Here is a 12289-nt window from a genome sequence, read left to right as displayed (position 1 = left end):
CGGAGGAACGGCAGAACGGAAGAACGGCAGAGGGTGGAGAGGGGCGGCAACGTCCGGACGTGCGTCACGGCCGACCGCGTGGTGCGGCCGGCCGTGACGACGGGCATCCACTCAGGTCCGGTGCACTGACGGGCAGGACCGGGCGGAGTGGTTAAACGGGCGTGCCGGGGAGGGTCGTGAAGCCGGGGGCGCACGCCGTGGGGAGGGTCGCGGGCGTGAACGGCGTCGTGCTGTTGGTGACGCAGCGGGCCTGGTGCAGCTTCCCGTTGCTGCCCAGCAGGGTGATGAAGAGGTGGCCGGGGTCCTCCTCCGTGACCGAGACGGCGGTGCCGCGCGTGCACTTCGGGGCGCCGTCGAGCAGACCGAGGTTGATCCAGACACCGGGGTTGCGGCTGTCGTTGAGGAACGCGTGGCCCTGGCGGTCGGTCGCCGCGCGGAACACGGTCTCGAACAGACCACTGCTGGAGTAGTCGACCACGGCCGAGCTGACGTCACGGTCCGTCTGACACTTGTGGCTGTCGGCCGAGGCGGGGGCGCCCTTGGATTCCGGGCCGTCGGCGACCGCGGACGGCACTGCCAGCGCTCCCAGGAGCATGGCCCCCGATACTGCCGCGACACTGCGTGCAGCCCAAGCGAGCTTCCTCATGTGCATCCTTCCGGTGAGTGCGAACCCGCCTCCGATGACACGAAGGCCGGGCGTTCGTGGACAGGAGCGATCGACGCCCGATCCGCGCGCCACCGCCCCCCGCCCCGTACCGGGAGGCCGAAGTCTCCGTACACGGGGCGGGCCACGGCCCTGTCCGGGAGAGAACCTCGCACGCCCACCCCGCACACATCCGCACACCATTCCGAACCGTCACCCGCAAGGGTGTGGTGTAGCACCGAATGGAAGGGAGCCCCCCTGAGGGCCCGCCGGTCCTCTCGTTCGCGGAACCGGTCACCGCGTCGGAGATCACCGCGTCGGAAGTCACCGCATCGGGGAACCCGGCGTGGGCGGTGCCGGCGTCCGGGTGACGACCCGGGCCGTGGCGGATCAGGACGGTGACGGTGGCCGCCAGGGAGACGGCGGGCCCGCTGCTCCTGCCGGCGACGGCTCAGCGGCCGGAACGACGTGGTCCGGTCCCGGGGACCGCAGGCCGCCGGACGTGACCCGGCGGCAGTGCCCCGGAGGCGGTGACCCGCAAGCGGCCCGAGTTCCGAAGGGCCCGACGGTGAACGAGCGCCGAGGACACGCGGAGGAGTTCGGCCGGTCCGGTGGCCGCTTCGACATCGCGCGTGGCAGGGCGGGCGCTCCTACCATGGGGGGAGACACCGTCGGGGGCTCGGGAAACGCTTGTCCGATCGACCCGGACCAGAGGTGAACGACCATGGGCAGGTATCGCCCGGCGCATGTTCGACGGTCCACCCGGGCCGCCATACCCGCCGTGGCGGCCGTCCTGCTCGCCGCCCTCTGCGCGGGCACCGCCCCCGACCGGGCGGTCGCCTCCGCGCGGCAGGACCTCGATCCCGCCACCGTACGGAAACTGGACGCGGCGATCACGAAGATCATGGACGAGGCCGATGTACCGGGTCTCAACGTCGGTCTGTGGATCCCCCGGCGCGGCACCTACGAGAAGTCCTTCGGTGTCGCGGACAAGAAGACCGGGACTCCCATGAAGTCCGACCTCTACACGAGGATCGGAAGCATCACGAAGACGTTCACCATCACAGGCGTCCTCCAACTGGTCGACGCGGGCAAGGTCGGACTCGACGACCCGATCTCCCGGTACGTCACCGGTGTCCCCGGCGGCGACTCCATCACCCTGCGCCAGCTGGCGGGGATGCGCAGCGGCCTCTTCAACTACACCGAGGACAAGGCGTGGTTGGCGCAACTGCGCGCCGACCCGCATCGGACCTACACCCCGCGCGGGCTCCTGGACATCGCCTTCAGACAGCCGCCGGACTTCGCCCCCGGCACCAAGTGGCAGTACAGCAACACGAACACCGTGCTGCTCGGAATGATGATCGAGAAGGTCAGTGGGCAGAACCTCGGCGACTACCTCAAGGAACACGTCTTCACCCCGTTGAAGTTGAACGACACCTCGCTGCCCGACGACAGTGCCGTCCCCGACCCGCACGCCCACGGGTACACGGACTTCACGCCCAACGGGAGCGTCGCCGACGCCACGAACTGGAATCCCTCCTGGGCCTGGGCCGCCGGTGGGGTCATCTCCGATCTCGACGACCTGCACACCTGGGCTCCGGCGTTGGCGGACGGCACACTCCTCACCAAGGAAACGCAGGCCGAGCGGTTGAAGACCCGATCGGTCGGCGTCGCCGGGGCCTCGTACGGTCTCGGCATCCTCGATTTCAACGGCTGGCTCGGCCACAACGGGGAGTTGCCCGGCTACGAGTCCATCGCCGCGCAGCTCCCGGCCGAGGACGCGACCCTCGTGGTGCTGGTCAACACGGACATCGACTACAAGGGCAAGAGCCTGTCCTCGATGATCGGGAACGCGGTCACCTCCATCGTGACGCCCGACCACGTCTGGCCCGTCCCGCCGGCCCAACCGTCGGCGACCCCGAACCCGAGCACGCCGAGCGGGCCGACCACACCGAGCACACCGAACAGCGGCGGCCCCGGCACGACCTCGGCACGGTAGGCGTGGTTCGGGCACGGCGGCTGCGAGCGTGACAGGTGGCAAGGGGCAGGGGGCAGGGGGGCTGGGGCGCCCGCCTCCACCCGGCCGCATCCTACCGGCGGGGCCGGGGGCCGCGCGGGGGCGAAGGGGGGCGTGTGACCATGGCACTTCGGCACATCAGCACCTCATGGGGGGACCATGCGCACGCGTACCATCGCCGTCTCGACCGGCCTCGCCGCGCTCACGGCGTTGCTCGTCCTGGCCGGTTGCACCTCGCCCGGCGGGAACCCGGGCGAGAGTCCTCGCGGGAGCGGGAGCGGGAGCGGCGCCGCCACTCCCCCTCCGGTGGCGTCCACCGCGCCGGGCGGCGCCGGCGGGTACGAGGGGCCCCGGCCGCAGGACCAGAATCTGCTGGCCTGGACCGGTGACCCCAACGACGCGGGGCACGTGACGGCGCAGTCCGTCGCGGGCGTGGCCGGACGGGTCACGCTGGTGCGGATCGTGCTGCGCGAGCGGACGGCATGGTCCAACATCTGGCTGGGGTTGGCCGGCATCGACCCGAACGCCCGGCTCTCCGAGTGCCACCTCGGTGTCTACGACGCCCGGGGGACCCTGCGCGCGTCGACCGCGGACATCTCGCCGCAGCTCATGACCGACGCGATAGCCAAGCCGCTGCCCCTGTCCAAGCCCTTCACCGCCGAACCCGGCACCTACTTCGTGGCGCTGCTCCTCAACGGGAACTGGGCCACCAACGCCCTCACCCTCAAGTCGACGGGGGCCGGGATCTCGGTGAACGCGGGCCTGACCCCGCCGAACCTCCGCTACAGCACCGTCTTGACGGGACAGACCTCGCTCCCGGCCACCTTGAACCTCGCCGAGCAATCCACCAGCACGATCAACACCGGCTGGGGCAGCCAGTGGTACGCCGTCTCCTGAGGCGGCGTACCTCGTGACGTGGGCGCCGGCCACGCCCACGTCACGGGTGCGGCGGGGGCCCGAGGATGAGGTCGATCAACCGCCGTGCGGGAGCGGTGGGGTTGGCGGGGTGTACGAGTTCGGTGCGGTGGATCAGGCGCGGTGCGCGGATCGGCACCGCCGCGACGGCCGGGAGCGAGGTGGCCGACGACAGGGGCAGTGCCGCGAGTCCGTGGCCGGCGGCGGCGAGCGCGGCGAGGCCGAAGAGGTCGGTTCCGCGGTGGCGGATCCGCGAAGGGAATCCGTCGGCGCGGCACACGGTACGCAGTCGTTCGAGGGGAACGGCGCTGTCGGGGGCGTCGATCCACTGGGCCTGGGTGAGGTCGGGCAGCCGCAGCGATCGGCGCTCCGCCAGCGGGTGGTCGAGGGGAAGGATCACCGCCAGGGGTTCCTCGGTCGCGGCCAGGGTGGTGGTGGGGCCGAGGTCCGGCAGGGGCAGGGGGTCGCTGGGGGCGGTGATGCCGTCGACGAGGCCGAGGTCGGCCCGTGCGGTGAGGACGTCCTCGATGACCGCTTCCCGGCTCAGGACGCGTACCTCCACGTCCACGCGCGTGCCGGCCCGCAGTCGGGCGAGGGCCCGCGCGACCGGCGTGCCGAGGGCCGCGGGCGAGCACGCGAAGGTGAGTCGGGTGGTGGGGACCTGGTTCAGGCGGGCGATGTCGGCGCGGGCGGCGTCGAGGCGCAGCAGCAGGGCGGGGACGTGTTCCATCAGCCGGGCACCGGCCGGCGTGGGGGTCACGGGCCGACGTTCGACCAGCCTGGTGCCCAGGTCGGATTCGAGTGCGGCGATGTGCTGGGACACCGCGGACTGGGTGTAGCCGAGGGCCGAGGCGGCGGTGGAGAAGGAGCGGTGGTCGAGGACCGCGACGAAGGTGCGCAGCAGATGCGGATCCATGGGCATCAGTATCACTGATGAGCGCACCGCACATCATCGTTGGACCTGATGACCGGTTGTTCCGCAGGATGGTTGTCATGAACCCCACCGCACGTGTCGCCCTCGTGGGCGACCGTTCCGACTCCGTCCACTCCCATGTTCGCGTCCCCGGCCTGATCGAGGCGCTGCGCCTGCGCGACGGGCTGGACCTGGACGCCTACTGGATCCCCACCGAAGAGGCTGGGCTGGGGGTGGAGGGCTTCGACGCGGTCTGGGTGCTGCCCGGCAGTCCGTACCGCAGCGAGAGCGGTGTCCTGACGGCGATCCGTTCGGCACGCGAGTACGGCGTTCCCTTCCTGGGCACCTGCGGCGGTTTCCAGCACGCCCTGTTGGAGTTCGCACGGAACGTCTGCGGTCTGGAGCGTGCCCGACACGCGGAGAACGATCCGACGACCGCGCCCGAGGATTCCGTGGTCGTCGCCTTGGCCTGTTCACTGATGGGTCACGAGGGGACCGTACGCGTGGCCCCGGACTCGCGTGCGGCCCATCTGTTGGGGTCTGCTCGGACCCGGGCGCGCTACCACTGCGCCTACGGACCCAACCCGTACCACCTCGAACTCCTGCGGGCACACGGGCTGACCTTTCCGGGCACCGACGAATCCGGCGAGGTCCGCATCGTCGAACTGTCCACGCACCCGTTCTTCCTGGCCACGCTCTTCCAACCGGAACTCGACGGGGACGGCACCCGCGCCCACCCGCTGATCAGCGGATTCGCCGCTGCCGCCGTCGAGCGTGCACGAATCCGCACCTACGCGATCTGACGGTGCGTCCGATCAGGCGCGTCCTGTGTGTCCGCGTGCGCGAGGGGCTGTTCTCCCGGCCGGGCTCCGCCCTGCCGGTGGAAACAGCCCCGACGCACCACGCGTGGTTCGGATCAGACGGCGGTCGCGGCCACTGCCTTGTCGGCGGTCACCGCAGGAGCCTCGGCGGCCACGGGCCGGGTGGCCGTGTAGTAGACCGTGGAGCCCTGCTTGGCACGCTCGGCCAGGCTGCGGGCGACCAGACGCTCGGTGCTCGTGCGCACCAGGTTGTCGTTGAGGCTGCGGTCCGGGTGCGCGATCGCCAGGGCCTGGGAGATCTCACCGGCCGTCTTCGGCTCCGTCTGACCGGTCAGGTGCTGGTGGATGAGTTCCGTCAGCGGGACCTGGTTCTTGTCCGACGCCGCCGCCTTCTTGGCCACGGGCTTCTTCGCGGCCGGCTGCTTCGCGGCGGCCGGCTTCGCGGCGGACTGCTTCGGCTCGGCGGCCACGGCGGCCGCCTTCGTCTCGGCGGACTTCGTCGCGGTGGCCTTGGTCGCCGTGGACTTGGCCGTCGTGGACTTCGGCGCGGCCGACGTCTTCGTCGCCGTCGCCTTCTTCGCGGAGCCGGTGGCCGTGGTCTTCGCTCCCGCCTGCTTCCTCGTGGACGTGGCGGCCGGCGCGGCCGTCGCGGGCTTCTTGCCGGACCGCGGTCCGGGCACCGCGAGCGCGTTGTCGCCGAGGGCGGAACGCATCCCGACGAGGAGTTCGTGGTCCTGCTCCAGGCCGGCCAGACGCTCCTGGAGGGAGGTGATCTCCTCGCGAATGCGGCCCTGTTCGGCGGTGTTCAGATCAAGGTCGGCGGTGACCTTCTCGGCGTACTGGGACTTGAGAGTGGGAATCTCCTGCGCGGGCATGAGGGCTCCTCGATCGATGTGTGTGGTGCGGACTCTACCCACGCTGCCTGTGAAGTGTGTGGGTGTGGGCAATTCCGATGAGCAGAGACCGGTTGACTGCTAGCGGTTCTCGAACGCCCTACGCCGACGCCCCGTTCGACTGAGGGGACACCTCGGGGGGTCGTGCCACTCATCGTCCCGCCGTCATGGGGAGCGGCTTCGTGTGCCACCGACGTGACCAACTCGCCCTGACGGAGGCCGGGTTGTTCCAGTCGGACCCGGTACCCACCGGCTTCCCGAAACGGCGACGGCCCCGCCGCATGCCGACGGGGCCGTGGGTCAGTGACCCGGTAGGGCGGGTCAATGGGAGACGGTGACCACGATCTTGCCGATCTGGGCGTTCGACTCCAGGTACCGGTGGGCCTCGACGATCTCGTCCAGTTCGAACGTCCGGTCCACCACCGGCCGGAAGGCGCCCGAGCGCAGACCGGACGCCACGAAGGCCTGCGCCCGTCGCAGTCGCTCGGGCCGGGCGGTCGTCTCCAGCATGGTGTACGTCCGCATGTTCAGCGCGGGCATGCCCAGATCGAGGCCCGGGTAGGGGGTCGGCAGGCCACTGAGGGCGCCGTACACGAGGAGCATCCCGCCGGCGGCGACCACCTTCCCGAGTTCCAGTACACCGGGACCGGCGACGGCGTCGAAGACGTACTCCGCGCCGCGGCCGTCGGTCGCCGCGAGCACCCGCTCGACCACGTCCTCCTCGTCGGTCACGATCACCTCGGCCGCGCCCTGTGCGAGCAGGGCCTCCCGCTTGGCGGCGGTGCGGGTGAGGGCGATCGACGTGGCACCGATGCGCTCGGCGACCTGGATGGCGGCGAGTCCCACGCTGCTGGACGCAGCGTTCAGTACGACCGTGTCGCCGGGACGCATCCCACCGACTTCCACGAGCGCACCGTAGGCCGTCACGTAGGGCATCCACACCGCGGCGCCCTCGACGGCTCCGAGGCTTTCGGGGCGGCGCAGCACCGCCGAGGCGGGCACGATCGCCCGTTCCGCGTAGACCCCGTGGTCGTTCTGCGAGAAGCCGGGAACGGTGCTCACCGGCTGTCCGGGCCGTAATCCGGTGACGCCCTCGCCGACCGCCTCGACGACTCCGGCGGCCTCGGAACCCAGGCGCGCGGGGAAGCGCTTCACCGGCTCGATGTAGAGGCCGCTGCGGAACAGCGCCTCCGCCCGGTTCAGGCCGATGGCGTCGACACGGATCCGCACCTCACCCGGTCCCGGCTCTCCGACCTCCGCGTTCTCCACCCTCAACACCTCGGGCCCGCCGAGTTCGTGGAACAGCACCGTCCTGGTCATCGGGTTCGTCATCGGGTCGTCCTTTCACCTGGGGAAGGGTCGTCCATTCACCCCATCCCAAAGTGCGATGACTGTCAAACTTTTATGACCGTCGTACGATGGGGGCATGGACACCGACCGCGTCCCCTCACACCCCGACCTGCGGACGATCACCCTCCAGCAGGTGCTCGAAGCCGTCGTCGAGCCCGTGCGGCGGAGCATCCTCATCCAACTGCGCGACTCCCCCACCGACATCAAGTGCGGGGCGTTCGACCTTCCCGTGAGCAAGTCCACGGCGACGCACCACTTTCGGATCCTGCGCGAGGCGGGCCTCATCCGGCAGTACTACGCGGGCACCTCACGGATGAACGCCCTGAGGCGCGCGGAGACGGACGAGGCCTTCCCCGGCCTCCTCGACGCGATCGTGGCCGCCGAGGCCACGAGGTCATAGGGGCGGGACGACGCAGGGGCGGGACGGCGTAGGGGCGAAACGAGCGGCCCCCGTTGCTCACACCTTCGCAACGGGGGCATCGCGCGCCGCCCGACCCCGCGATCGAGGCCGGGACGGCGGCGTGGGCGGGTCAGAGGAAGCGGCGGATGGGCAGCACCGCGGTCTCGCGGGCGCGCTGGCGCAGCGAGCGGCGCTTCCACCGGCCGGCCTTGATGCGGTCACTGACGTCCAGGTCCTGGTCGTAGTGTGCGTCGAGCACCTCTGTGAACTCGACGTCCATGACCGCGAGCATGACCTCCTCGTCGTGGTCGAGGGAGCGCCGGTTGAAGTTCGTCGAGCCCACCAGGGAGACGACGCCGTCCATGGTCATGACCTTGGCGTGCATCATCGTCGGCCGGTACTGGAAGATCTCCACGCCCGCGGCGGTCAGGGCCTCGTAGTGGTGCTGTCCCGCGAGCTGGCACACGCGCTTGTCGGTGTGGGAGCCGGGCAGCAGGATCTGGACCGCCACGCCCCGGCGCGCCGTCGCGCACAGCAGGTCCACGAAATAGGTGTCGGGGGCGAAGTAGGCGGTGGCCAGACGGACCCGTTCCTCCGCCGATTCGAGGACGACGCGCATCAGCGTCTGCATGTCCTGCCAGCCGAAGCTGGCCGAGCCGCGGACCACCTGGACGATGGCCTCGCCGGCGGGCTTGTGGTCCACGAACCGGTCGCGGTCGTCGAAGAGGTCATCGTGGCACTCCGCCCAGTTCTGGGCGAAGGCCGCCGCGATGCCGTCGACGGCCGGTCCGCGGAGTTCCACGTGGGTGTCGCGCCACTCCTTGGGGTTGCGCGCGTCGCCGCACCATTCCTCGGCGATGCCGACGCCCCCGGTGAACGCCACCTCCTCGTCCACCACCAGCACCTTGCGGTGGCAGCGGTGGTTCTGCTTCAGCGGCGAGAGGTAGAGCGGCTTGCGGAACCAGGCGACCTCGACGCCGGCGTCGCTCATCTGCTCCAGCAGCTCGCCCTCTATGAGGCGGCTGCCGAAGCCGTCCAGCAACAGGCGCACCCGGACGCCCGCGCGGGCCCGACCGGCCAGCGCCTCGGCGAATCGGCGCGCGATGTCGCCCTTCCAGTAGACGAACGTCATCATGTCCACCGTGTGGCGGGCCGAGTCGACCCGGTCCAGCATCGCCGTGAAGATCTCGTCCCCGTTCCGCAGGGGGAGCACGCTGTTCCCCTCGGTCGCGGCCACGCCGATCAGGCGTTCGAGGCGCCTGCGGATGCGACGAATGCGCCGGTCGGCGAGGGAGGCGGGGTCCGCCATGTCCGGGCTCGCCACGTCCGCGCCGCCGGGGTGCTGCGCCAGATCTCGATCCGTCATGTCCATGCTCCTCAAAGTCGCCCCAGTATGGCGGCTCGTATCACCCCTGTCGGCACCAGGTCCGTCCGCGACACCCGGCGCGGTGATCGCGGCGGGCCTGTGCTTGAAGCGGGGTGGTCGGGGCAGACGCCACCAACGATCTTGAACACGACCAGGGGGCGCGCGCCGATGACCATACCCGTCCGACCCGAGTACACCGCCAGACCTCGGTACCGGTTCAGCACGCGCTCCACCGCCCGCTGGTTCGTCATCGCCGCCCTGACGGTGTGCGGCGCGGGCCTCACCCTGCGGGTCCTGGCCGACGCCGCCCGGGAGCACCCCCTCGTCGCCGCCCTGGTCGTCCTGGCGTGCGTGGCGGTGGCCGGGTGCTCGGCTCCCGCGCGGCGCAGCCTGCGGATCCGCAGGGCGGCCCGGCGCACCGCGCGCACCCTGCGGTGCGCCGCGGCCACCGCCGTCGAGACGGCCGAGACGGCGGAGGTCGAAGCGGCGGCAGCCGCCGCGGAGGCCGAGGCCGTCGCGGCGGCGGAAGCGGCTGCGACGGCTGTGGAAGCCCCGGTATACGAGGTCCGCGGGGGCGACTACACCCTGCTGGACGCCTACGAGTTCGAGCAGGCCGTCGCCGACCTCTGCGAGCGGGACGGGTGCCGCGATGTCCAGGTCGTCGGCGGGGCCGGGGACCTGGGGGCCGATGTCCTCGCCACCGCCCCCGACGGCCGCCGCGTCGTGATCCAGTGCAAGCGCTACGGCCCCACCAACAAGGTGGGTTCCCAGGACATGCAGCGTTTCGGCGGCACCTGCTTCGCCGTGCACGAGGCCCAGCTCGCGGCGGTGGTGACCACGAGCGAGTACACCCAGCCCGCCGTCGAGTACGCCGAGCAGTGCGGGATCCTCTGCTTCGACCGGCAGGCGCTCGACGACTGGTCGGCCGGCACGGGTCCGGCGCCGTGGGACACCGCGTACGGCGTGGACGACCCCGCGGTCGTGGCCTGACCCCCGGCGGACTGTCCCGTACCGGTGGGACACCCACCGGTAAGGCCCACCGGTACGGCCCACCGGTAAGGCCCGTCCTGTCGGCCCCGTCCGGAATGCCCGGGCGGGGCCGACGCGTGTCCCCGGGGCCTCCCGTTCAGATGCGTCGTACGTCGACGGGCGGTTCGGGGTCGGCGCCCACGATCTCGGGTTCCAGACCCTCCGCGGGCGTGGTGCGGTCGCGACCGACGTCGGACCGCCAGGCCTCGAAGGCCAGCGTGGTCGCGGTGACCACGGCCAGACCCAGCAGCCAGCCCCCGAGCACGTCGCTCACCCAGTGCACGCCGAGTGCGATCCGCGTGTAGCCGACGCCCAGCACCGTGAGGCCGGCGAGCAGCCACGGCAGCGGCCGCCACGTGCGGGGCACCAGGGGCAGGAGGGCCAGCAGCAGCACGGCGCAGGAGGTCATTGCGGTCATGGCGTGCCCGGAGGGGAAGGAGAAGCCGGGCGCGTCGGCGACGGGGTCGGGCAGATGGGGGCGGGCGCGTTCGACCACGTTCTTCGTGAGCAGGCCCAGGAGGCCGCTCCCGATCGCGGTGACGGCCGCCCACACGGCCAGGCGTCGGGCGCCCCGGAGGAGGAGCCACACCACCAGGGCGGCCACCAGCAGGCGCATCGTCAACGGCCCCCACACGACGTTCGTGAGGAAGTCGAGCACCCGCACCCATCCGGGGCGGCCGAGGGCGGAGTGGTGGAGCTGTTCGGCGGTGTGCCGGTCCAAGCGGTACAGGGGCGCCCACCCGGACTCGACGAGGACCAGGGCGAGGGCGAAGGGCACGGCCACGACGGCGGTGACGACCACCGTCGCCAACAGCCGCACGCCGAACCTCGTGTCGGGTCCGAAGTGGCGGGACATGAGTCCCTCCAGGAGTCGCCGCGGTCGGCCGGTGCGCTGAACCATCGTCGGGGTGTTCCTTTCCGTGGGGGGAGATGGGCGGGGGGTCTCGTCAGACCCCGGGGTCGTCGGTGATCGGGGCCGCCACCCCGGCCCGTACCGCTTCCAGTTGGGCGGCGAACGCGAGGCCCAGGAAGAGGGCGAGCGAGGTGAGGTAGGACCAGAGCAGCAGCGACATGAAGGCGCTGAGGGGTCCGTACACGTTGCTGAAGGAGCCGCTGGCCCCGACGTAGAGGCTCAGTCCCCACGTCGCCACCAGCCACAGCGCCAGGTAGACGCCGGCGCCGAAGGCCAGCCAGGTGTAACCGGGCTGGGTTCGCCGCGGGGAGCGGCGGAAGATGGCGCTGGTGGCGATCACGGCCAGCAGGATGCCGACGGGCCAGCGCAGGATCTCCCACACCCGGGTGGTGGTCGGACTCAGCTGGTAGACCTCCGCGACGGCCCGGGTGAGGTCGGCGCCGAGGACGGTGACCGCGAAACTCAGCCCCAGGGGCAGCCCGGCCAGCACGGCCATCATCAGCCCTCGGGTGTACTTGCGCAGGAACGGGCGGTCGCGTTCCACTCCGTAGATGCGGTTGGCCCCGCGTTCCACCTGGCACAGGCTGGTGGTGATGTTGACCACCGAGAACAGCAGTCCGAGCCAGAGCGCGGCCTGGCTGCCGTCGCCGACCTGGCGGCGGCTCTGTAGCAGGGCGTCGTCCACGACGTCCTGGCTGGGTCCGCTCGCGAGCCGCCGGATCGTCAGTTCGGCGATCCGGCCTATGTCCTCGGTGTGCAGCACGCTGGAGAGGCCTATGACGGCGATGGCCAGGGGGACGATCGACAGGACCGTCTGGAGCGCGAGCGCCCGGGAATGGCTGAACCCGTCGGCGTAGCGGAACCTCATGAAGGCGTCCCGTACGAGTCTCCACCCGCCGTGGCGGCGCAACGCGGCCCACGCCTCCTCGGCGGACAGTTCCTCGCCCTCCATCCGCAGCTCCGCCTCCACCGCCATCACGTCGCGGCGCTGTGGTACCCGAGTCGCTGTGCCCATGCTGTCCCAACCCC

General features: G+C 71.3%; 12 protein-coding genes. 5 read left to right on the top strand and 7 right to left on the bottom strand.

Annotated features, from left to right (window positions below):
• Positions 1-151 precede the first annotated feature (151 nt).
• The gene (locus OTB19_RS24630) at positions 152-595 is read right to left on the bottom strand and encodes a hypothetical protein (protein ID WP_267800565.1); all 444 of its coding nucleotides are present in this window, start codon (positions 593-595) and stop codon (positions 152-154) included.
• Between the two features lie 772 nt (positions 596-1367).
• Between OTB19_RS24630 and OTB19_RS24625 the strand changes: the two genes are divergently transcribed.
• Both OTB19_RS24625 and OTB19_RS24620 read left to right on the top strand, forming a co-directional pair.
• On the top strand, positions 1368-2642 hold the full coding sequence (locus tag OTB19_RS24625) for a serine hydrolase domain-containing protein (RefSeq protein WP_267800564.1): 1275 nt from the start codon (positions 1368-1370) through the stop codon (positions 2640-2642).
• 177 nt (positions 2643-2819) lie between these two features.
• A complete protein-coding gene (locus tag OTB19_RS24620; RefSeq protein WP_267800563.1) occupies positions 2820-3557 on the top strand; it encodes a hypothetical protein in 738 nt (245 codons plus the stop codon).
• Between the two features lie 40 nt (positions 3558-3597).
• Here the strand turns inward: OTB19_RS24620 and OTB19_RS24615 are convergent, their stop codons facing one another.
• Complete coding sequence (locus OTB19_RS24615) at positions 3598-4491, bottom strand: LysR family transcriptional regulator (RefSeq protein ID WP_267800562.1); 894 nt, start codon at positions 4489-4491, stop codon at positions 3598-3600.
• 77 nt (positions 4492-4568) lie between these two features.
• Here OTB19_RS24615 and OTB19_RS24610 point away from each other — a divergent pair, with 77 nt between their 5' ends.
• Positions 4569-5291, top strand: a complete 723-nt coding sequence (locus OTB19_RS24610; protein WP_267800561.1) for a glutamine amidotransferase-related protein — start codon at positions 4569-4571, stop codon at positions 5289-5291.
• Positions 5292-5404: 113 nt separating this feature from the next.
• Here the strand turns inward: OTB19_RS24610 and OTB19_RS24605 are convergent, their stop codons facing one another.
• On the bottom strand, positions 5405-6184 hold the full coding sequence (locus tag OTB19_RS24605) for a hypothetical protein (protein WP_267800559.1): 780 nt from the start codon (positions 6182-6184) through the stop codon (positions 5405-5407).
• A gap of 339 nt (positions 6185-6523) precedes the next feature.
• On the bottom strand, positions 6524-7522 hold the full coding sequence (locus OTB19_RS24600; RefSeq protein WP_420716900.1) for a zinc-dependent alcohol dehydrogenase family protein: 999 nt from the start codon (positions 7520-7522) through the stop codon (positions 6524-6526).
• 106 nt (positions 7523-7628) lie between these two features.
• Between OTB19_RS24600 and OTB19_RS24595 the strand changes: the two genes are divergently transcribed.
• Positions 7629-7952 (top strand): ArsR/SmtB family transcription factor, encoded by a 324-nt coding sequence (locus tag OTB19_RS24595; RefSeq protein WP_267800556.1) that lies wholly within the window; start codon positions 7629-7631, stop codon positions 7950-7952.
• Positions 7953-8082: 130 nt separating this feature from the next.
• Here OTB19_RS24595 and OTB19_RS24590 read toward each other — a convergent pair whose 3' ends face one another.
• On the bottom strand, positions 8083-9261 hold the full coding sequence (locus OTB19_RS24590; protein WP_267800601.1) for a phospholipase D-like domain-containing protein: 1179 nt from the start codon (positions 9259-9261) through the stop codon (positions 8083-8085).
• Positions 9262-9486: 225 nt separating this feature from the next.
• On the opposite strand from OTB19_RS24590, the gene OTB19_RS24585 reads away from it, so the two are divergent.
• A complete protein-coding gene (locus tag OTB19_RS24585; RefSeq protein WP_267800555.1) occupies positions 9487-10308 on the top strand; it encodes a restriction endonuclease in 822 nt (273 codons plus the stop codon).
• Positions 10309-10444: 136 nt separating this feature from the next.
• Here OTB19_RS24585 and OTB19_RS24580 read toward each other — a convergent pair whose 3' ends face one another.
• Together OTB19_RS24580 and OTB19_RS24575 are read right to left on the bottom strand one after the other, a co-directional pair.
• Complete coding sequence (locus OTB19_RS24580) at positions 10445-11203, bottom strand: phosphatase PAP2 family protein (RefSeq protein ID WP_267800600.1); 759 nt, start codon at positions 11201-11203, stop codon at positions 10445-10447.
• Positions 11204-11294: 91 nt separating this feature from the next.
• Complete coding sequence (locus tag OTB19_RS24575; protein WP_267800554.1) at positions 11295-12275, bottom strand: YihY/virulence factor BrkB family protein; 981 nt, start codon at positions 12273-12275, stop codon at positions 11295-11297.
• Between the last annotated feature and the right edge of the window lie 14 nt (positions 12276-12289).

It is taken from the genome of Streptomyces sp. H27-H5 (assembly GCF_026627505.1).
In the GTDB taxonomy this organism is placed as follows: domain Bacteria; phylum Actinomycetota; class Actinomycetes; order Streptomycetales; family Streptomycetaceae; genus Streptomyces.
Note: the sequence above shows the minus strand (reverse complement) of the source record. Positions and strands in the feature narration are given on the sequence as shown.